Here is an 18656-nt window from a genome sequence, read left to right on the forward strand (position 1 = left end):
AGGCAGCCCGCTAGGGGAACCGGACCAATATGCATCGCAAGATCGCGCTCGTCGCATCGAACGCGCCCGCCGCCATGGAAGCGGAAGCCGAACTGCGCCCGCTCTACGACTTCGTCGAGCTGGGCGAGGCCGACCTGCTGATCGCGCTCGGCGGCGACGGTTTCCTCCTCCACATGCTGCACCAGTTGCTCGATCAGCGCCGTAGCATGCCCGTTTTCGGCATGAACCGCGGCACGATCGGGTTCCTGATGAACGAGTTCCGGATCGAGGGTCTGGTCGACCGGCTCGCCGCGGCGCGCCCCTTCCTGATCCATCCGCTGTCGGGCGACATCACGACGATCAGCGGCGAGCGCCACATCCTGCCCGCGATTAACGAGATTTCGCTGCTGCGCGAAACGCGTCAGGCGGCGAAGCTCGAGGTGATGATCAACGAAAAGACGATGCTCGAGGAACTGGCGTGCGACGGCGTGCTCGTGTCGACCCCCGCGGGATCGACCGCCTATAACCTCAGCGCCAACGGCCCCATCCTGCCGCTCGAATCCGAAATGCTCGCGCTGACGCCGATCAGCCCCTTCCGCCCCCGCCGCTGGCGCGGTGCGCTCGTCCCCGAATCGACGAGCATCCGCTTCAACGTCCGCGAGGCCGCGAAGCGCCCGGTCAGCGCGGTTGCCGACCAGCGCGAGATCCGCGACGTGAAGACGGTTTTGGTCACCACCGACCGCAGCCGGCCGCTGACTTTGCTGTTCGATCCCGACCAGGGCCTCGACGAACGCATCGCGATGGAACAATTTATCGTCTGAGAGTCATAAAAGGCCATAAAAGCCCCTTGATAAAGTTGTCGGTTGGCGGCAAAGGGGCCGCCTTGTCCGCTTCGGCGGCGTGTTCCTCGGTAGCTCAGCGGTAGAGCAATCGACTGTTAATCGATCGGTCGTAGGTTCGAATCCTACCCGGGGAGCCATTTCTTTCCAGACATACGAAAGCCTACGCCAAAGCACTCTTGCTTTGCGCGACGTTCGCCGACAGCCCCCCGTACTCCGGGGCAGCGATGAAAAGAGCCTCAACTCTTATCGCAGAGCAAAATATCGTAGGTCGCCTCCGCACCGTAAGGGAAAATCGACTTCGCATAACCGCCAGCGCGCCTGCGATTTCGGCCCGCCGGGAAAAAAGCGGCGCGGCCAATCAATAATAGTCCTCGAGAACCAATTCCACGTCGTCTTTGGCAAGCATCGAGAGCGCATAGCGTGTCCCTGGCGGCCGCTTGCCGAGATTGCGGTGGCTCTGGACGCTGCCCGGGCCGACCTGCTCGTCGTTGATTGCGATAATGCTGTCTCCTTCATGGAGGCCTGCTTTTGCTGCCGGGCTGTCTTTGGCCACGTGGATGACTTGCAGGTGATCGCCCGCGTGAAGCACGCTGAGCCCGGACGCGTCTCGCACAAATGGCCTCTTCGATCGGCTTGCCCGAACCAGCTGCATCCGGGCGCGCCCGAAAGCCAGACGACAACGAAAGCGCATGAGAAGCGGAAGGCCCATTATCATGGGCGCAGCGAAACGCCAGACGGGTGGAACCGCGAAGGGCACGTCATGGAGAACGACGTCGCCCACACGCAAGCTTTCCAAACGGCCGAGCTGGCTGATAGCGACGCCTTCGACCCCGAGGCTTGCGCTGGAACCTCGCCTCATGCCGCCGAACAGATCATTTGCCTCGGCATATTCGGGGTCGACGTAGAGCGGCGTCGAGCAGCCCAGATCGATGATCGCTGCGGCCTCCAAACCCTCCTTCGGCGAGATGGTGGTGCAGAACAGCCCGTCGGCCGTCTGCACCACCGGCAGCCAGTGATTTATGTTACCGCCGCCATTGGTCCAAAACCGGAGCGCGGCCCGATCGGGGTCTATCTCGACCATGTTGCGCGCAAAGAATTCTTGCCCGAGCACCAGTTCGATCGACATTCGTGCCGCGCGCGCCATCGGTGCCAGATCGAGTATCAAGGCTGACGTCGTGAGCAAATGCTCGGCGCCAGCCTCGATGCGTAACGGTCCGGTCACTCTGGCTACGGTCTCTCGTGTGAGCGCCGTAACGCGATGATCCCGCACGCCATGCAGCCGATGGCGAGCCGCAAAGCCAGCATCCACCGCGGAGCGGGTGGCGCCGCTGTCAAGAACCGCTCTCGTTTCGACGCCGCGGATCTTAACCGGGAGAGTCAGCAACGAATCCTCCCCGTTCCCGCATGCGACCCATTTTCCAGGGGGTGCCTCGCCTCCTCGCTCCGGTACGGCACGCGCTGGCGAGGCACCGATCATGCCGCGGCCGCCAGTCGTTCGAGCCTTCCCGTTGCACCCTCGAGTTCGACAATGAGGCCGGAGCTACGCCGCCGCTTGATCCACTCTTCGAGCATTTCGGCGCAGGTATGGTCGATGTGCTTCAGCCGTTCGACATTGAGTTTCAGTCGTCCCGCCGCCGGGAGGTCATCCAGGAGCGCGGTCAGCTTGGGCAGCGCAACGAAGGTCGCTGTGCCGTCGAGCACGATCTCCCGCGTCTCACCCTCTTGCCGCTGATCGGTGCGCAGCCGCAGCCTCCGGACGTGCGGCGCGAGTTCGAGCGTCGACAGCGCCAGACCCACGAGCACGCCGGTCAGCAGATCGGTCGTCACGACCATCAGGAACGTGCCCGCCCAGATCAGCGCGGGAAGCGGGCCATAGCGGTCGAACAGATGCCTTACATGATCGAGGCTGACGAGCTTGACGCCGGTGACGACGAGGACACCGGCAAGCGCCGCCATCGGGATTTCGCGCAGAAGCCAGGGCAGCAGCGCGACGAACCCGAGGATCCACACACCGTGCAGGATCGTCGAAAGCCGCGTGACGCCGCCAGCCTGCACATTGGCCGAGCTGCGCACGATCACGCCGGTCATCGGAAGCGCGCCAGCGACGCCGCAGAGCAGATTGCCGATACCTTGCGCGCGCAGTTCCTTGTTGTAGTTTGTCCGCACGCCGTCGTGCATCCGATCCACCGCCGCTGCGGAGAGCAATGTCTCGGCGCTTGCGATAAAGGCGATCGCAACCGCCGTGGCGATCAGCGTGGGCTCGGCAAAACGCTGCAGCATGCCCGCATCGGGTAGAGCAATCGCGCCGACGATCGATTGCGGAACATCGACGCGGATAACTTCGAGCCCGAAACCATAGGCGACCAGAGTGGCAGCCACCACGCCAATGAGTGCGCCGGGCACGAGGCGCAGGCTCTGCGGACGCACGCGTTCCCACCCGAGCATCGCCGCTATCGTCAGCACGCCCACAGCGAAGGCGGCCAGCGCTCCGCCACCGGGCGTGAGCCCAAGGATGCGGCCGGGCATCGCCACGAGATTGTCGATCCCACCGGGAAGCGGCTTGGCATCGAACAGAACATGGAATTGGCCGAGCACGATCAACAGGCCAATGCCAGCGAGCATTCCGTGAACGACGGCGGGCGAGATTGCGCGAAACCAGCCGCCGAGCCGGAAAACGCCGGCCGCGATCTGGATGAGCCCAGCAAGAACGAGGATAGGACCAAGGGCCGAAAGCCCCTGGTCACGAACGATTTCGAAGACGATAACGGCCAGTCCGGCCGCCGGCCCGCTCACCTGAAGCGGAGATCCGGCAAGCGCACCGACGACAATACCGCCGATAATTCCGGTTATCAGCCCTTTCTCGGGCGGCACTCCCGAGGCGATCGCGATCCCCATGCACAATGGCATCGCAACCAGAAAGACGACGATCGACGCGGTCAAATCGCGCGAAAAGGTCTTGCCGAGTGACGGCACGGCGACGTTCATCACACCGCTTCCGCGAAATCGGCGGCGCGCCGCGAGGCATGCGGCAGAGCGACGGGCAGCGGAGCGTCCTCGCGCAGCGGCATGAAACGGCCGGTCGCTCCATCCAGGCCGAGTATGCAGCCGGCATGAATATCGACGAACCAGCCGTGCAGCGCGATTTCCCCGCGCGCGAGACCCGCCGCCACCGCGGGATGCGTGCGCAGATGGGCAAGCTGGATGACCACATTTTCGAGCGAGACCGCGCGGATCCGCTGGATGTCGTTCATCGCCGGATAACTATCGGTCACAACCTTGTGCGCGGCGTGCGAATGACGCAGCCATGCCGCGACATTCGGCATGCTACTCAGGTCCTGATTGACGGCCAGCGCCTTCATCGCGCCGCAATCCGAGTGCCCGCACACGATGATGTCTCGAACGCCAAGCGCGGCGACCGCATATTCGACGGTCGAAGAGACACCGCCATTTTGCGTGGCGAAGGGAGGCACGATGTTGCCCGCGTTGCGGCACACGAACAGATCGCCAGGCTCGGCCTGCATGATATGCTCCGGGACGATGCGCGAGTCCGCGCAGGATATCATCAGCGCCTTCGGACTTTGTCCGTCGCTGGCGAGACGTCCATAGAGTGTGCTTTGATTGGGAAAAGTTTGCTTTTCGAAAGAAAAGACGCGACCGATCAGCTCGTTCACCGAGGGGACTCCTTGATTGGCGCCGAAGGGAGAGGCGGCGCGAACCCGGAGTTAGGCCCCGAACTTTGCTGCGACGCAGCAATTGTGTAAGCAAATGTTTCCGCTTGTAAGGAAGTGTTTCCGCCCGCTCAGCCTAGCGGAATATCAATCTCGGCGCGCAGCCCGCCTGTTGGCCGGTTCGACAGACGCAGCATGCCGCCCTCCCGGTGCGCAACGCGCCGCGCGATCGGGATTCCCAATCCCAACCCGAGCGTATCGCGGCTCCGCGCAAGGTCCAGCCGGACGAAGGGTTCGAGCACATGCTCCAGTTCATCTTCGGGAATGCCCGGGCCGTCGTCCTCGACGCAGAGGACGACCCGGCCATCCTCCGTTCGAATACTGACCTGCGCCCCGCCGGCATATTTGATCGCATTCTCAACGAGATTGGACAGAGCGCGTTTGAGCGCCAACGGACGCACAACGATCTCGAGATGGTCCGGTCCTTGATAGGCCGCCAGATCGCCCATGTCCGAAGCATCGTCGACGATTGTCGCCGCCAAGACCGCTATGTCCGTCTGTACGGGCTTTTCAGGATCGCTGTCGCCGCCATAGAAAGCGAGGAGCGAAGCCACCATCGCTTCCATTTCGCCGACGTCCTTCTCGATCGAAAGGCGCAAAAACGGATCGTCGATTGCCTCGGTGCGAAGCTGCAACCTTGCGAGCGGCGTGCGCAAGTCGTGGCCGACAGAGGCAAGCGCCTCCGTGCGATCGGTGATCAGCTGATGGATGCGCGCCTGCATTTCGTTGAAGGCGGCGATCACGCGCCGGATTTCCGATACGCCGACCTCGGGAAGAACCACGGCGTCGCCTTCGCCGATCCGTACCGCGGCGCGCGCGAGCATTCGCATCGGGGAGAGCACGCGGCGCATGAGCAGTCCGCCGATGAGGATCAGCGCGATCGCGGGCACCAGCGCCAACAGGAACCGGTTGATCCGCAGCCGCGAGGGATCGACGAGCTGCGTCGCCTTGAACTCCAGCGAGCTTCCGTCGGCAAGCGACAGCTGGCCGGTGACCTTGCCGTTACGTCCCGGCTCCTTCAGATGCAGGCGCAAATTCTCATGCCCCAGAGCTGGCTCCCATCCGATGATCTGCATGCGCATTTCGTTCAGCGGCGCCGCCATTGGCATGAGCGGGAGGCTGGTAGGATGCCATTCGACGATGAAGGTTTCGCTCGACAGGCGGGCCGCGAGGGCCGGGCGTTCGCTGCGCGGGCTCGCGTTCAGCAAACGGCTGGCAGCGGCGAGATGCTCGGCCACGCGGTGCGCCTCATCCTCTTCGACGCGCAACTGCCCCGCTCGCTCGTGAAGGAAGGTGCTGACGGTGAATTCGATCGTCATCGCCAATAGCAGGATCAGAAAGATCCGCCCGACCAGCCCGAGCGACGGCCGCATGGCGTCGGTCACCGACGCGACACTTCGACGTTGAACATATAGCCGACGCCGCGAACAGTGATGATCGGCGCGCTCGCATCCTTGTGCGAAAGCTTGCGCCGCAAGCGGCTGACCAGCACATCGACGCTGCGATCCGAAGCGTCGCCGAGCCGCGTTCGCGACAGTTCGATCAACCGTTCACGGGCAATCACACGTTGAGGGTTCTCCAGAAAGCTAGACAACAGATCAAACTCTGCACCCGTCAACTCGACGATCGCGCCCGTCGGAGAATGCAGCTCGCGCCTCGAAAAATTGACTATCCAGCCAGCAAATTCAGCGACCTGCTGTCCGCCTTTTCCATGCTGACGGTCCAGACGCCCACGGCGAAGCACGGCACGCACGCGAGCGGTCAGCTCGCGGGTGCTGAATGGCTTGGCGAGATAATCGTCGGCACCCAGTTCGAGCCCGACGATTCGATCGGTCTCGCCGCCTTTGGCGCTCACGAAGATGATAGGCACTTCGCTCTGCTGGCGAAGCTGACGGCAGAGATCGAGGCCGCTGGTCCCGGGCAGCATGACGTCGAGCAGCACAAGATCGACGGCCCCGACATCCAGCGCCAGCCACATTTCGGGAGCGGAAGCTGCAGGCCGGACTTGATAGCCATTTTGCTGAAGCGCGCGAGCCGTAAGCGTGCGCAAGGCGGGATCGTCCTCAACGATCAAAATTGTGGAGGCAGTCATTGGGAAATATACGCCGTTCGTTCGTAGTCTCTGGTGATGAAAGCCCGGAGGGCAAATGGTCAGGCGACCCGCCAGCTCCAGATAGGGACGACGCGCCGCCCTTCCAGTGCGCGCGTGGGCGCAGAAACATTTTCTTACAACATACCCGGCACGCGCCCGTGCTTCGCGACAACGAGATTTGGGCCTGTTGACAAGACAGACGGTCGGCAGCGGGAGAGCAGAGGCTGCGGAAAAATCCGATCGAGCTGCTTGATGGCTGAGACCACCCGCGCAGTTCAGCAATGTTTCCTTACGTTGGCGACACCTGAGTGCATTGTTCGGCCGGTATTTGCTCGAGCCATGGCGGCGTCCCCCCGCCGGTTTCATGGTTTTCAAGGAGTTTCACTCGTGCGTTTTTCCAGCCTGACCCTTGGCGTGGTCGCAGTTGTCCTGGCTTCGCCCGCGGTGGCGAACGCGCCCGCGGTGCCGAGACAGCTCGCGAAGATGGATGCGGAAGCGTTCCGCTCCAAAGCCACGATCGACGACGACGATCTGGAGTTCGCAACAATTATCTCGACCCGTAACGGTTTTCGCAAAGAACGGCGCTTGAATGGCTCGACCTCGTTCGACAGCCATGTCGAAGCCCATGTCGACAAGCGCACCGGCGAAACCCGGTTCGAGGTGCACCAGTCCCTGCGCTATTGGGGCTCGCAGCGTCTCTATGATACGGTCCACTTCGCGGATCGCGATGGCAACCTCGTGGCACAGCGGCTCGATCACGCGCGGCGCGGCGACGACACCATGTGCCCGAACAGCGACTTCAACGGCGATTGCGCGCTGACGATGAAGCTGGTCTTCTCGGTCGACGAGACCCAGCTCAGGGCCGCCATGACCCGCGCGGAAGGCTGGGATCTCAAATTCAAGGGGCGGCCGAATGGCCGAGATGACCTCCGGATCCGGATCGTTCCGGCCGAGATCGAAGGGCTCTTGCTTGCCGTCGACGACTATCGCGCGACGTTGTCGGCTTAGGTCAGCGATTGATCGGCAAGCCAATCCCTCCACCGCACGGGCGTTCCGCCGAATAAGATTAACTCGGCAGCGCTTCCCGCGAAGTTGTCACTTCGTGCGCACTTCGCGATTGCCCTCTGTCGATCTGCTTGGGGTGAGGAATGATTCGCCGACTGTCTTGAAGCTCGGGATCGGCGGAAGCGAGATTGTCGATCACATGGAGCAGCAGCCGCCTGAGGGTCTCGACTTCGGCATCCGATAAATTTTGGGTGGCAAGCGCCTGGATTTTGGCGGTCCTCGGCATGAGCAGCTTTTCCAGACGCCTGGCATGCGGAGTCAGATGAACCAGTATTTCACGCCGGTCGCGGCGGTTGACGGCGCGGCGCACCAAACCCGCCCGTTCCAGCGCCCGGAGCGTAACCGCAGTCGTCGCATCGCGCATCGCGAGCCGGCGGCTGAGTTCGCGCTGACTGATCCCGTCGTCTCTCCAAAGTTGGCGGAGGAACGTCCATTGACCCGAGGATATGTCATATTCGCGGGTGTGCTGCTCGCGTAGCCGGGAAAAGGAGCGGAAGATCAGGCGAGCGAGATAGCCGAGGCTGTCATCAAAAGCCCAGTAATTCCCGGCAGGCAGCCGCTCGCTCATCATTTCCCTTCGACCGCTTCGTGGCGGACCGCACCTGCCACCGTGTCGACCAGTTCATCCAGCAGGGTCCGAAGGAGGGGATCGGCGAGCTTGCCGGTCGCGTCGAACGCGCGATGGGCGTGCGGCACGCTGAGCTGTTCGGGCACCACCCAGGCGTTCACGGTGGTCAGAATCTGGCGAAGCTGGGACAGGCCGCGCAACCCTCCGAACGGGCTCGATGACGCCGACAGCAGCGCGAAAGGCTTGCGGCGAAAGGCGCCATAGTGCTGCGCCGCCTCGCCTTCCCCGGGACAGGAAATCCAGTCGAGCGCGTTCTTCAGCATCGCGGTGACCGAGCCATTATGCTCGGGGCTCGCGATGATCACGGCGTCATGGCGCCGGAACATCGCCTTGAGCGCCAACGCCTCGGGCACCTCGTCGATCGACAGCGCTTCGGCGCCGAACAGCGGCAGGCGATAGTCCGCCAGCGACAGGCGCGTCGCGGGCAGCCCGCGATCGCGCGCCGCCTGCACCGCGCAGCCGATCAGCTTCTCGTTGAGCGAGCCCGGGCGAATGCCCCCGGCGAGCAGCAAGAGTTCGGGCCGCTCCATCCTGCCTCGTCCGCGCAATCAGAAGTCGAGCGACAATTGCAGCGTCACCGTCCGCGGCGATCCGACGAGCGCCATGTGGCTGTTGCCGCCAAATACCGGAGTATTGAATCCCTGGCTGGTGGTGACCTTGTTGGTGAGGTTGCGGCCCACCAGCGCGAGTTCCCATCGGCCGTCTTCGCGGCCCACCGCCAGCCGAGCGTCATATTTGGTGAAAGCGGGCTGCGAGTTGAGCGGACTCATGTCGGGCTGGAAGAAGGAACGCGACTGATAATTCGCCGAGACATTGCCGAGCACATACAGGCTGCCGGACACCGGATATTTGGCCTCGATGAACGCATTGCCCGTCCATTCGGGCGCGCGGACAAGGCGAACCCCTGCCAGATTATTGGTTCGCGGGTTACACGTCGCCGGTGCATTATAGAGGCAGGCGCCGCCCGGATAATCCTTGTAGTGGGCATCCAGATACCCAAAACTGCCGCCGACGCGCCAATGGTCGCCGAGGCCGATATTCGCGTCCATCTCGACCCCTTGGGCGATCGCCGACGCGGCGTTGCCGGTGATGAAGGCGGTGCCATTATATTCGGACACCTGCAGGTCGGCGAAATTGGTGCGGAACAGCGCGACGTTGAATTGCCCCTTGCCGCCCAGGAAACGGAATTTCCCGCCGAGCTCCCATGACCTCGCCCGTTCGGAATCATATTGGAAGGTCGCGACGCCGCTTTGGATGTTGAAAAGGAGCAGCGCATCGTTCGACACGAAACCGCCGCCCTTGGTGCCCGTCGCATAGCTGAGGTACACATAGGCATCGCGCGAAAATTCGTACCGGATGCGCGCCGAATAGTCCCACAGGCTCTCCTTGCGCGTTTCGGTCAGATCATAGGGCAGATAGGTCGGCGGAAAGACGCCGATATTGCTCGAGATCGCGTTGCCCACGCGGCGTTCCTTCGAATAGCGCAGGCTGCCGCTGAGCATGATCCGCTCGCTGACCGGCACCTCGACCGACACAAAGGGCGACCAGGATTCGCCGGTCTGGTTGAACTGACGGAGCGACAGGCCGTTGAGCGGGGCGGGAAATCCCGCGCTTGCTGCGTTGAAGGTCGACGCCTGCTGGATGTGCAAATCGGTGTCGATATAGGTCAGCCCGGCGATAAAGGCGCCATCGTCGCCGATCGGGTGCTGCGCGCGCACTTCCTGAAACAGCGAATTGGACTGTTCGGTGATGTCCGATTCCAAAAAGGTCAGCGGACCGTCATAGTCCATATTCACGCCGCCCTTCAGCTCCTGCCAGGCGGTAACCGACGTAAAGCGCCAGTCGCCGGCATCGAGGTTCATCGTCAGCTGCGCCATCGTCGTTTTGGTGTCGTCATATTCGGGATTGGTCCCCGCGGACGCGCGGCGGAACGACGGATATTCGGGGACGTTGGCACCCGAATTGCGCACCTTGTTGCAAAGGAAGCAGCTCGCATCGCCGATATAATTGAACACCAGCGCGCCGCCATCGACGCGGTTCGACGAATGCTCGACCTTGACCAGCGCCTCGAAATCGTCGCTCGGCTCCCACAGGATCTGGCCGCGCACCGCTTCATAGCGGGATCCGAATTCGTCGCGGCCGGTCAGCGTATTTTTCATATAGTCGCCGATCGCGCCGGCGCGTCCGGTCAGGCGAACACTGATCGTGTCCGATACGGGTCCCGACACCGCGCCGTCGAGGTTCCAGCCGCCTTGCTCGACCTCACCGCTCGCGCGGGCGAAGCCCTCGAACTCGCGCGTCGGGCGGCGCGTGACGACGCTGATCGCACCCGCGTTGGTATTCTTGCCGAACAGCGCGCCTTGCGGCCCGCGCACGATCTCGACGCGCTGGATATCGAGCAGCGGGTTTTGGAAGGCGCGCGAACGGCTGAGATAGACCCCGTCGATGAACAGCCCGACCGACTGCTCGAACGACAGATTGCCCGTCCCGGCGCCAAGGCCGCGCATCGTGATCGCGAAATTGCCATTGGTGCGGTCGATCTGGAGGTTGGGGACGCTATCGGCGACATCGTCGAACAACAGCGTGCCCTTTTCCTCGAGCTGTTTACCACCAACCACCGCGACCGATATCGGCACTTCCTGCAGCGTCTGCTCGCGGCGGGTCGCGGTGACGATGATCGTCTGGTCATCGCGCGCGCTGGCGCCGTCTGCCGCCGCCTCCTGCGCAAAGGCCGGTGTTCCGAGGGCGAGCGTCATCGCGCCGCCGCAAAGCAGTGTTTTCATTTTCATAGTCCCTCTCCCAAGGTGACGGTCAGGCGAGTTTCAGCGTCTCATATTGTGTGGCCGGACCCGGATATTCGGCGCCCTTGTCCTCGCCAACCTCGGCTTCGATCAGCTTGTTGGTCTTGGCATTCAGGCGTTCGATGAGCGATTTGTGGGCGTCCGGTCGCCAGGCGAGATTGTCGATCTCGTCGGGGTCGGCCGCCGTGTCATAGAGTTCGAGGTCGTTATGGGCGACGAGGTCGTCCCAGCGCGCAGGCAAATGATGCTGCGCGGGCGCGAAATAGCGTGCGAATTTGTAGCGGCCGTCGTGGACGCCGCGGTGCAGGCGGCGCAACATCAGGTCGTTTTCGGGCAGCGGCTTCGTTTCGGCGACGCCCTTCGGCACATCGGGGGCGTTCCACCCGTAGCGCACCGCATAGTTGAAGAGGATCCCGGCCTCGTCACGTCTTGTCCGCGCGGTGGACGCAGCGATCGCCGCCGACAGGTCGTGACCGGCCAGCTTCGGCTGCATTTCGCGACCCGCCGCTTCGTCGACGCCGGCGAGCGCCAGCATCGTCGGGACCAGGTCGACCGCGCTGCCGAGCGCGTGGGTCGTGCGCCCGCCGGGAAGGTCGGGGTGGACGACGATCAGCGGGACGCCGACATCCTCCTTATAGATCGTGCCGCCCTTCTGCCGCATCCCATGCGCGCCGGCGCGTTCGCCATGGTCGGAGGTGAAGAGGATGATCGTATTGTCGAATTGCCCCGAGGCGACGAGCGCGTCGAACACCGTCTGCATGTGCCGGTCGACGTCGCGGATGCAGTTGAAATAATAATTCTGGTTGCGGCGCCAGACCGCCTCATCCGCGTGCCGCATCCGGCCGTAGAAGGCGCCCGAACTGGCGTTGATCGCGGCGTGGGCGCGCGGTTTGCGCGACAGGTCGTCGGCATAAAAGCTGCGTGGCAGCGGGAAATTCCAGTCGCGGCCGTAAACCGGGTCGCCCGGCGCGGCGAGCAGCGGCGCGACAAGGTTCGGCCGCGCGCGCGTCGCCTCGCCCTCGCCGCTCGGGTCATAGAACATGATGTCGTGCGGATTGACGAAATTGACCGCCATGAACCACGGCGCCGCATCATCGTCGTCGGCAAAGGCACGGAGCTGGCTGGCGGCCTCGGCGGCGGTCACCCCGTCGCTCATAAAGCCTTCCCACGAAAGCCCCTCGCGCTCGCCGTTGAAATTATAGCCCGAAAAACCAAAGGGCTCGAGAATGTCGCGCGTGTTGGGAAATATCCCGCCGGCGACGCCGCGCAGGTTCAGTCCCTCGTTGATGTTCGAAAGATGCCATTTGCCCTTGTAGGTCGTGCGATAACCGGCGCGGCGCAACATCGTCCCGACCGTCGGAATCTGCGGGCTGAGCTCTGGGTGCGGCGGCGAGTTGGGATTGGCATAGACGCCGCTATGCTGCGTGTGCAGCCCGGTATAGATGTTCGAGCGCGACGGACCGCACGGCGTCGTGTTCACATGGAAGCGATCGAAGAGAATGCCGCGTTCGCGCAACCAGTCGTGCGCGGGCAGCGGCAGGCCGGCGGGAATGTCGGCGAGCGCCCGTTCCTGGTCGTTGACCACCAAGAGGATGTTCGGGCGGCCGCCGCGCCGCTTCGGGTCCGCCCGCACCGGCGCGGCGCGTTCGGCGGCGGCAGCCCCCGTCGCGCTCGCGCCCTGCACCGCCGCCAGGGCCGCAGCGCCCCCGGCGAGCAATGTCCGCCGGTCGATCTCTCCCGTATCGCGCATCCCGTACCTCCCAAAGCCGGTCGTGCCGAAGTTTCTTAGTATACTAAGATCATGGCAGGCAAAAAATATTTGTCAAGTTGCTTGCGCAAATTTTCGCCGATCTCAAAAAACCGGGGTGTTGGGCGGCAAGCCGATCAGGGACCGTCCGAGCAGTTCGGTCGCGCCGTCGAAGTCGTAGACGACGTGGCTGGCCATCACGTTGACGTCGCGCAGCGCGCGCTGGAGCGGGCTGCTCGTCATATGCGCGCTCGACCCCGCGCCTTCGACCAGCAGCCGGATCGCGTCGCGGCACAGATCCATCGCGAGCGCGACCTGTGCGCGGAGCGCGATGCGGTCCTCGTTGCTCACCAGCCCGTCTCCGGCCGCTTCGGTCAGTGCGACATTGCGCCGCCCGACCTCGCGCAGGATCATTTCGGCGGTCTGCGTCTTCGCCGCGGCCTCGCCGAGCCGCATATGCGCCGAGGCCTTTTCGTTCTGCTTGACCGTGGTGCCGAGCATGGTGCGAACCCCGATGCGTTCGCGAAAATGATCGACCGCCGACCGGGCGACGCCGACCGCGCCGATCGCCGCGGTAATCGCGAGGAAGGGCGTCATCGGCATCCGGTAGATCGGATTGTGCGCGTGGATCTTCGCGCCGGGCGCGCAGCCCATGCGCATTTCGCCCATGTCCATCACGCGATGTTCGGGGACGAAAATGTCGTCGCAGCGGATGTCGTTGCTGCCCGTGCCGATCATCCCGTCGACATGCCAGGTGTCGAGCACCTCGACCTCGTCCGCCGGCAACGCCAGGAAAAGCTGGCGCGGCGGGTTTTCGCCAGGAATCATGCCGGTCACCATCACCCAGTCGGCGTGCATGACGCCCGTGCCCCATTTCCAACGGCCCGTCAGGCGATAGCCGCCGTCCGCCGGCTCGGCGATACCTGGCGGGTTGGTCGCGCCCGGCGCGATGACATAGGGAAAGTCGCCGCCGAAGGTCTCGTCCTGCAGCTTTTCGGGGAATTGCGCGAGCATCCAGTTATGCTCGACGCAGAAAGCGGTGACCCAGCCGGTCGAACCGCACCCTTCGGCGATCGGCAGCATCGCGTCGATGAAACTGTCGATGTCGAATTCCAGCCCGCCATAGCGCTTGGGAACGAAATGATAGAAGACGCCGGTCTTGCGGATCGCGTCCCACACGGCATCGACCGGACGGCGCAGCTGCTCGCATTCGAGCGCGTGCGCGGCGACGAGCGGCTTGAGCGCGGTGGTGCGGCGCACCAGCTCCTCGGGCGTCAGCGCCGCGAGCTCTTCGCGCGACAGCCAGTCGCCGCCTTTCGGAATCCGGCGATCGGCGAAAGGCTCGGCGGCATCCTCCGCCCGGCGCGTTTGAACGGCGATATTCATGACATCCTTTCTCCCGGCAGCCGGAATCGGCTTATGCGGCCAGATTAGGCCACCCGGAAATAATGTCAAGAAACTTAACTAAATTGACGAAGGCCGGGCCGTCGCCGCCTCGGGCCCTTCGAGCGCTTCGGGCGGCACGCGCGGTGGATCGCCCCAGTCCATGCGCATCGCATCGCGAAGGCCGTGATAGGCCGGCAGGCCGATCCGTTCGACGAGTTTGACTTCGAGATATTGCAACGCCTTCGCGGCGGCGCGGCGGGTGTCGTTCGCCTGTTCGGCGAAACGGACGATCCGCGCGCGCCGGTCGGCGGGATCGGGGACGAGTTCGACGATGCCGCGCGCCTCGAGCTCGCTGAGCATCAGGCTGATCGCCTGCCGTGTGACGCCGAGATTGCGGGCGATGCGCGTCGCGCGATGTTCGCCCGCCGATATGTTCGCGATCAACATCGACTGCGCACGGCTGACGTTGGGAATGCCGGCCTCCTTGAGCGCCGCCTGCAGCGCCTCGTCAAACCAGTAGACGGCGCTCAGCAGGTTCATCATCAGGAACGGGCTATCCATCGTCGTCTTCCTTTTGGCCGCGGGGCGGGCCTGTCATAAGGTCCGCCACGATCTCCGCGCAATCCGCAGCGGCATGGAGCCCGGTCCGGTCAGGGTCAACCGGCGTCCGTCATTTTGGCGAGATCGCGCGCGAAAGCCGAAAAGCCCGCAGTGAGGATGATCGCCGCGAGCGGCAGCGCGATGCCCGTCACCAGCGCAATCGAATAGCGCAGTGCGCCGTCGTCGCCGAACAGATGATCGGTGAGCAAAGCCATCAGCATCGGCCCGAAACCGAGCCCGACAAGGTTGACGACAAAGAAATAGAGCGCGGTGACGCGCGCGCGATATTCGTTCGGCGTGATGAACTGCAACGCCACCGTTCCGACGCCGTGCATCGTCAGCATCGGAAAGGCGAGCGCGAGCATGACGAAGGCAAGCGTCGCATCCGGCATCAGCGTCGCCGCGAGCAAGGGCGGCCCGCCAAGCAGGATCGACAGCCGCATCACGCGCAGATGCGCATCGGCGACCCCTTTTGCGAACAGCCGGTCGGCGAGCGTCCCACCCGCCACCAGCCCCGCCGCGCCGCCTGTTGCCATGATGATACCAAACCACAGGCCGGCTTGCGCCACGTCCATGCCATAGGTGCGCGCGAAGAAGGTCGGCACCCATGCGATCACACCGTACATGACGAGCCCGATCAGCGACATGCCCGCAAACAGCGCCCCGAGCGCGGCGCGGTGTGCCTTCAGATGCGCGAGGAAGCCGGGCGCCGCGGCACCCTGCGATCCGGCCTGCACCAGCCCCCGCCGCAGCGGCTCGCGGATCGTCAGGAGCAGCAGGCAGATCAGCAGTCCCGGCGCCGCGACCCACATGAAGATCGTCCGCCACGCCTCGACCGGGCCGAACAGCGGCAGCTCTATCATCGGCTCCGCGAGCACCGCCTGGACGACAAAGGCGCCGAGGATCATCGCGACTCCCGAGCCGAGCGGCACACCAATCGAATAGACGGCCATCGCGCGAGCGAGCCGGTCGCGCGGGAAGGTGTCGCTGAGCATCGAATAGGCGGCGGGCGAAAGCGCCGCTTCGCCGACCCCGACTCCCATGCGCGTGAGAAACAAGGTCGCATAGCTTCCGGCGAAGCCGCACGCTGCGGTCATAACGCTCCACAGCGCCACGCCCGACACAATCAGGTTCCGGCGGTTCCACCGGTCGGCGATCCACGCGATCGGAAGGCCTAGCACGGTATAGAAGAGCGCGAAGGCGAGCCCGATGAGCAGGCTGACTTCGGTATCCGAAATGTTCAGCGCGGCACGGATCGGCGCGACGAGCAGGCTGAGGATCATCCGGTCGACGAAGGACAGCGTATAGGCGAGCAGCAGGACGCCGACGACGTACCAGCTATAGGCGGGGCGCGGCCAGCCCGGCTCTGCATCCGCTTCCCCGCCCAGTTCGCCTTGCGGCGCGCCTGTCGCGATCTCCGTCGCCATCGATCCTGTCCTCCCGATCGCCGCTCGCTCTTGCACCGCAAGCCGGCCTGTTATATAGAAACAGTTACTTAGCAAACTAAGTAAATTGCCGACCGAGTCAAGCATGATCGGGACGCACGAAAAAACAACGTGTTGGGAGACGCGATATGACAAATTTCGGAAGGAAGCAGTCCATCCTCTTCTTGGCCGGCGCGGCGATCGCCGCGCTGCCCGCGGCCTCTGCGGCGCAGGACGCCACCGACGACACGAGCGGCGACATCATCGTCACCGCGCAGCGACAGGAACAGCGGCTTCAGGACGTCCCGGTCTCGGTCACCGCGTTCGGCGCCGAGCAGCTTCGTGACAACAGCATCGAAACGGTGCAGGACATCGCGATCCGCACTCCGGGCCTTGCGGTCAGCGCGGTCGACCCGATCAACACCAACTTCGCGATGCGCGGCATCGGCAGCGCGCCGGGCATCAGCCAGAACGCCGGCGGCGATCCCTCGGTCGTCGTCTTCATCGACGGCGTCTATGCGGGACGCGGCGGCACCCCCGACCTCGACGCGCTCGACCTCGAACGCGTCGAGGTGCTGCGCGGACCGCAGGGCACCTTGTTCGGCAAGAATGCGATCGGCGGCCTCGTCCAGTTCATCAGCCGCAAGCCGACCGATGAGGAAAGCTTCTTTTTCGAGGGCACCTACGGCAATTACGACCGCGTCGGCGTGATCGCGCGCGGCAATATGGCGCTGACCGATAAGGTGTATCTGTCGGCAGGGCTGTCGCACAAGCAGCGCGACGGCTTCGAATATAATGAGACGACGGGCAATGACGTCAACGACCTCAACCTGACGACGGGCCGCGTTGCGCTGCGTTTCGTGCCCACCGACACGCTCGACATCATCCTTCGCGCCGACATCGCGCGTCAGGACCAGAAGGGCAATCCACGCCACAATAATTGCGACACCAGCTTTCAGGGCGGCATCCATTGCGTCGGCATCAACCCCGATCCACGCGTCGTGAACGCCTATATCGACGGCGAGGTCAAACGGACGATCCAGACCTATTCGGCCGAAGCTAACCTCGACCTGCCGTTCGGGACGCTGACCTCGCTCACTGCGCTCCGCAAGGTGAAGTTCAATTTCGTCACCCCCTTCTTCAGCAACCCGGTCAACCCGCCGGCACAGATCGAATCGACGAGCTTCGGCGAAGAGGACAACAGCCAGTTCAGCCAGGAACTGCGCCTGTCCTTCGACGCATGGGGCGGGCGCCTGAAGGGCCAGACGGGCGTCTATTTCCTGAAGGAGAATAACGACCGCGTCGAAGGGCAGATTCAGGACTTCCCGAGCCCCGCCAATTCGGGGATCGGCATCTATCCGCAGTCGGTCAATGCGCGCAGCGTCGCGATCTTCGGGCAGGTCGATGTCGAGATCGTCCCCTCGCTGACCGCGACGGTGGGCGCGCGCATGACATGGGAGCGCAAGAGCGGCCGTTTCGCGGGCTTCAAGGCCGACAGCGGACCCGGCCTGCCGCCGCCGCTCGGATCGCTCGCCGGCTATGACGTGACCGGCAAGAAGAGCTGGAAAGCTTTCACGCCGCGTTTCGCGCTCAACTGGAAGGCGACCGACGACGTGCTGCTCTATGCCTCGGTCGCGCGCGGCTACAAGAGCGGCGGCTTTCAGGGGTTGTCGGGCACCGCCGCGGGCGCCTCGACTCCTTATGATCCCGAATTCGCCTGGGGCTATGAGGTCGGCGCAAAGACCGATTGGCTCGACCGGCGCCTGCGGCTCAACGTCGCGGCGTTCCGTACCGACTATTCGGACCTCCAGGTCTCGCAGCTCGTCCCGCTGTGCTGCGTCGTCGTCAGCAACGCGGCGAAGGCGCGGATCAAGGGGATCGAGGTCGAAGCCGTCGCGCGGCCGTTCGAGGGATTCCAAATCGACGGCAGCTATGCGTATCTCGATGCGAAGTTCACCGAATATACGATTCCGGGTCTGAACTATACCGGCAACCAGCTGCCGCGCTCGCCGAAGAACAAGTTCAACATCGGCGGCCAGTTCGAAACCCCTGTCGGCGACCTGTCGGCGAAGCTGCGCGTCGATTACAGCTGGGTCGACGACGCGTTTTTCGAGGCATCGAATATTCCGCAGCAGCTCTGGCCTTCGCACGATAATCTGGATGCGCGCCTTTCGCTTTCGGGGCCGGGCGATCGCTGGGAAGTCTCGCTGTGGGGCAAGAATCTGACCGACGAGCTGACGCCGACTTACGTCACCTATTTCGGCCCCTTCCGCCAGATTCTGACGCCTTACGCGCCGCCGCGCACCTATGGCGTAACGGTCGCATTCAAGATCTGACCCGCGGGCGCGGCGGCACCCCTTTCGC

15 protein-coding genes and 1 tRNA gene are annotated in these 18656 nt (G+C 63.9%); 4 read left to right on the plus strand and 12 right to left on the minus strand.

Annotation, left to right across the window (positions count from 1 at the left end):
• The first annotated feature begins 29 nt into the window (after nucleotides 1–29).
• Together ATE70_RS07145 and ATE70_RS07150 are read left to right on the plus strand one after the other, a co-directional pair.
• Complete coding sequence (locus ATE70_RS07145; protein WP_058537248.1) at nucleotides 30–800, plus strand: NAD kinase; 771 nt, start codon at nucleotides 30–32, stop codon at nucleotides 798–800.
• 83 nt (nucleotides 801–883) lie between these two features.
• Nucleotides 884–958 (plus strand) — tRNA-Asn (locus ATE70_RS07150).
• A 221-nt stretch (nucleotides 959–1179) separates the two neighbouring features.
• Here the strand turns inward: ATE70_RS07150 and ATE70_RS07155 are convergent.
• From ATE70_RS07155 to ATE70_RS07175, 5 genes are all read right to left on the minus strand, one after another.
• The gene (locus tag ATE70_RS07155) at nucleotides 1180–2205 is read right to left on the minus strand and encodes an aspartyl protease family protein (RefSeq protein WP_197411405.1); all 1026 of its coding nucleotides are present in this window, start codon (nucleotides 2203–2205) and stop codon (nucleotides 1180–1182) included.
• 89 nt (nucleotides 2206–2294) lie between these two features.
• Nucleotides 2295–3806 (minus strand): SulP family inorganic anion transporter, encoded by a 1512-nt coding sequence (locus ATE70_RS07160; RefSeq protein ID WP_058537250.1) that lies wholly within the window; start codon nucleotides 3804–3806, stop codon nucleotides 2295–2297.
• Nucleotides 3806–4492 (minus strand): carbonic anhydrase, encoded by a 687-nt coding sequence (locus ATE70_RS07165; RefSeq protein ID WP_058537251.1) that lies wholly within the window; start codon nucleotides 4490–4492, stop codon nucleotides 3806–3808. Before ATE70_RS07165 ends, ATE70_RS07160 begins: the two co-directional genes overlap by 1 nt.
• 128 nt (nucleotides 4493–4620) lie before the next feature.
• Nucleotides 4621–5934 carry an ATP-binding protein gene (locus ATE70_RS07170; protein ID WP_156419630.1) on the minus strand — a complete coding sequence of 438 codons (1314 nt, stop codon included), beginning with the start codon at nucleotides 5932–5934 and terminating at the stop codon, nucleotides 4621–4623.
• Nucleotides 5931–6641, minus strand: coding sequence for a response regulator (locus tag ATE70_RS07175; RefSeq protein WP_058537252.1), 711 nt, complete (start codon nucleotides 6639–6641; stop codon nucleotides 5931–5933). Before ATE70_RS07175 ends, ATE70_RS07170 begins: the two co-directional genes overlap by 4 nt.
• Nucleotides 6642–7028: 387 nt before the next feature.
• Here ATE70_RS07175 and ATE70_RS07180 point away from each other — a divergent pair, with 387 nt between their 5' ends.
• Nucleotides 7029–7649, plus strand: a complete 621-nt coding sequence (locus ATE70_RS07180) for a hypothetical protein (RefSeq protein ID WP_058800993.1) — start codon at nucleotides 7029–7031, stop codon at nucleotides 7647–7649.
• A gap of 58 nt (nucleotides 7650–7707) precedes the next feature.
• Here ATE70_RS07180 and ATE70_RS07185 read toward each other — a convergent pair whose 3' ends face one another.
• The 7 genes from ATE70_RS07185 to ATE70_RS07215 all read right to left on the minus strand — a co-directional run bounded on the left by ATE70_RS07185 (nucleotide 7708) and on the right by ATE70_RS07215 (nucleotide 16295).
• On the minus strand, nucleotides 7708–8274 hold the full coding sequence (locus tag ATE70_RS07185; RefSeq protein WP_231732617.1) for a MarR family winged helix-turn-helix transcriptional regulator: 567 nt from the start codon (nucleotides 8272–8274) through the stop codon (nucleotides 7708–7710).
• Nucleotides 8274–8864 (minus strand): NADPH-dependent FMN reductase, encoded by a 591-nt coding sequence (locus ATE70_RS07190; protein ID WP_058537254.1) that lies wholly within the window; start codon nucleotides 8862–8864, stop codon nucleotides 8274–8276. The genes ATE70_RS07185 and ATE70_RS07190 overlap by 1 nt, the downstream gene beginning before the upstream one ends.
• 18 nt (nucleotides 8865–8882) lie before the next feature.
• A complete protein-coding gene (locus ATE70_RS07195; protein WP_058799867.1) occupies nucleotides 8883–11117 on the minus strand; it encodes a TonB-dependent receptor in 2235 nt (744 codons plus the stop codon).
• A 28-nt stretch (nucleotides 11118–11145) separates the two neighbouring features.
• Nucleotides 11146–12885, minus strand: coding sequence for a sulfatase-like hydrolase/transferase (locus ATE70_RS07200; protein WP_058537256.1), 1740 nt, complete (start codon nucleotides 12883–12885; stop codon nucleotides 11146–11148).
• 102 nt (nucleotides 12886–12987) lie between these two features.
• Nucleotides 12988–14268, minus strand: coding sequence for a hypothetical protein (locus ATE70_RS07205; RefSeq protein ID WP_058537257.1), 1281 nt, complete (start codon nucleotides 14266–14268; stop codon nucleotides 12988–12990).
• Between the two features lie 78 nt (nucleotides 14269–14346).
• Nucleotides 14347–14829 (minus strand): MarR family winged helix-turn-helix transcriptional regulator, encoded by a 483-nt coding sequence (locus ATE70_RS07210; RefSeq protein WP_058537258.1) that lies wholly within the window; start codon nucleotides 14827–14829, stop codon nucleotides 14347–14349.
• 95 nt (nucleotides 14830–14924) lie between these two features.
• Complete coding sequence (locus ATE70_RS07215) at nucleotides 14925–16295, minus strand: spinster family MFS transporter (RefSeq protein ID WP_058537259.1); 1371 nt, start codon at nucleotides 16293–16295, stop codon at nucleotides 14925–14927.
• Nucleotides 16296–16441: 146 nt separating this feature from the next.
• Here ATE70_RS07215 and ATE70_RS07220 point away from each other — a divergent pair, with 146 nt between their 5' ends.
• Nucleotides 16442–18628: a TonB-dependent receptor gene (locus ATE70_RS07220; RefSeq protein ID WP_058537260.1), complete on the plus strand. Its 2187-nt coding sequence runs from the start codon at nucleotides 16442–16444 to the stop codon at nucleotides 18626–18628.
• Nucleotides 18629–18656 lie beyond the last annotated feature (28 nt).

The organism is Sphingopyxis sp. H053 (genome assembly GCF_001468225.1).
Taxonomy (GTDB): Bacteria; Pseudomonadota; Alphaproteobacteria; order Sphingomonadales; family Sphingomonadaceae; genus Sphingopyxis.

Coding starts and splice junctions, on each gene's coding strand:
- ATE70_RS07145 (WP_058537248.1), top strand. CDS start 30: ATGCATCGCAAGATCGCGCTCGTCGCATCGAACGCGCCCGCCGCCATG.
- ATE70_RS07160 (WP_058537250.1), bottom strand. CDS start 3,806: ATGAACGTCGCCGTGCCGTCACTCGGCAAGACCTTTTCGCGCGATTTG.
- ATE70_RS07175 (WP_058537252.1), bottom strand. CDS start 6,641: ATGACTGCCTCCACAATTTTGATCGTTGAGGACGATCCCGCCTTGCGC.
- ATE70_RS07185 (WP_231732617.1), bottom strand. CDS start 8,274: ATGAGCGAGCGGCTGCCTGCCGGGAATTACTGGGCTTTTGATGACAGC.
- ATE70_RS07190 (WP_058537254.1), bottom strand. CDS start 8,864: ATGGAGCGGCCCGAACTCTTGCTGCTCGCCGGGGGCATTCGCCCGGGC.
- ATE70_RS07195 (WP_058799867.1), bottom strand. CDS start 11,117: ATGAAAACACTGCTTTGCGGCGGCGCGATGACGCTCGCCCTCGGAACA.
- ATE70_RS07200 (WP_058537256.1), bottom strand. CDS start 12,885: ATGCGCGATACGGGAGAGATCGACCGGCGGACATTGCTCGCCGGGGGC.
- ATE70_RS07205 (WP_058537257.1), bottom strand. CDS start 14,268: ATGAATATCGCCGTTCAAACGCGCCGGGCGGAGGATGCCGCCGAGCCT.
- ATE70_RS07210 (WP_058537258.1), bottom strand. CDS start 14,829: ATGGATAGCCCGTTCCTGATGATGAACCTGCTGAGCGCCGTCTACTGG.
- ATE70_RS07215 (WP_058537259.1), bottom strand. CDS start 16,295: ATGGCGACGGAGATCGCGACAGGCGCGCCGCAAGGCGAACTGGGCGGG.
- ATE70_RS07220 (WP_058537260.1), top strand. CDS start 16,442: ATGACAAATTTCGGAAGGAAGCAGTCCATCCTCTTCTTGGCCGGCGCG.